This window comes from Corynebacterium tuscaniense DNF00037, assembly GCF_000759055.1.
Taxonomy (GTDB): Bacteria; Actinomycetota; Actinomycetes; order Mycobacteriales; family Mycobacteriaceae; genus Corynebacterium; species Corynebacterium tuscaniense.
The window spans coordinates 1-1,592 of the sequence record NZ_JRNG01000056.1; the positions used below are offsets into that span (position 1 = coordinate 1).

Sequence of the window (1,592 nt, forward strand, 5' to 3'; positions counted from 1 at the left end):
CCGCTGCTTTGCTATTCCAATTGCTGAGTCAGCGTTTGCAACGAGGTACAACGCTACACCACGCCCCAAGGAAGGCAAAATTGCCTGTTCAGGTCTGTGGCCGGGGTACTAAACCAGAGTGCTGAACAAGGGCGCTGAATCCGCGGTTAGAGGCCGAGCACGGATGTGGCGATGAGGAAGTAGATCACCAAACCGGTGGCATCACAGAAGGTGGAGATGAACGGGTTGGAGAACACCGCCGGGTCAGCGCCAACAGTCTTAGCCACGATAGGCATGGCTCCACCGACGGTGGCGGACATGGTGCACACGGACAGCAGGGTTGTGCCGATGATGATGCCGATGTCGATGCCGAAGAAGATCCAGGCGGCGAGGAAACCCAGGAAGCCAAGAACGGCGCCGAGCATGAGGCCCACGCGGATTTCGCGCCACATGACTTTGAGGATGTCGGACTTGTGTACGTCGCCAAGCGCGAGTGCCCTTGTCACTGTGGTGGCGGCCTGGTTGCCGGTGTTACCGCCGGTGCCGGTGAGAAGTGGGATGAACAGGGAGAGCACTACGGCTTGTTCGAGTTTTCCTTCGAAGATGTCCAGCACCTGCACTGTCAACGTGGCCGACACAGCCAGGACAAGCAGCCAAACGATGCGGGACTTGACCAACGTGATGAGTGGGGTGGCCAGGTAAGGGGTTTTCAGCGCTTCCGCGCCACCTTGGCGGGCGGAGTCCTCCGTGTCCTCACTCTCAACAATGTCTTGGGCTTCGTCGAAGGTGAAAATGCCCACCAGTTTGCCGTTGGTGTCCACCACCGGCACCGCCAATAGCGATAGCGGCAGGAACCAGCGGGCGGTTTCCTCCGCGTTGTCGGTGACACACACGGTGGGGGTGTCCACCAGGAGCTCAGACATCTTCACATCATCGTCTGCGAGAAACAGCGCCCGCATCTTCACAACGCCTTGCACGTTCCGGCCACGGTCAATGACCGGGAGGGTGTACAGGGTTTCCAGCTCTTCGTGTTGCTCGCGCAGCAGATCCCGGACCTCATGGGCAGTCATGTCCGTGTAGATCTCAGCGATCTCCGGCGACATCGCGCGACCAACGGTGCCACGCTCATACCCCAGGACAACGTTGGTGTGCTCCTGGTCGGACTCGTCCAATTCGCGCATGAGGCGGGCGGCGACTTCGGGCGGGAGCTCGTCGATAAGCATGGCCCTGTCTTCCGCGCCGAGATCTTCGAAGAAGGCCCCTACACCATCGCTACCCAGCGCGTGCACCATCGCCGCCTGGTGGTAGGGGTCAAGCGCATCGAAGACCAGCCCGGCACGCTCCGGCGGCAGGAGGCGGAAAATCACGGCACCACGCTTGACCGAGGTGCGCTCGATCAGACTGATGATGTCATTGAGCTGGGCCTCATCGAGCAGTGCGGAAACCTTCTCCGCATCATGGCTGCGAAGAAGATTCTCAACCTGCTTTTCAAGCTCATACAATGCATCGAACTGTTCAACCGCAGTCATGGCCGCGCCCCCTTTTTTGAGGTGACAACTTATCCGGACAGGTCGGAGAGGATAATCCTCGGCCAGCTTACGCACCCAAAAAAA

General features: G+C 59.5%; 1 protein-coding gene. It reads right to left on the minus strand.

Features of this window, described 5'->3' with window-relative positions; genetic code table 11:
• Positions 1 to 146: 146 nt before the first annotated feature.
• Entirely contained in the window at positions 147 to 1,508 is a 1,362-nt protein-coding gene (gene mgtE, locus HMPREF2129_RS09965) for a magnesium transporter (protein ID WP_034666194.1), read from the minus strand.
• Positions 1,509 to 1,592 lie beyond the last annotated feature (84 nt).

Coding starts and splice junctions, on each gene's coding strand:
- mgtE (WP_034666194.1), bottom strand. CDS start 1,508: ATGACTGCGGTTGAACAGTTCGATGCATTGTATGAGCTTGAAAAGCAG.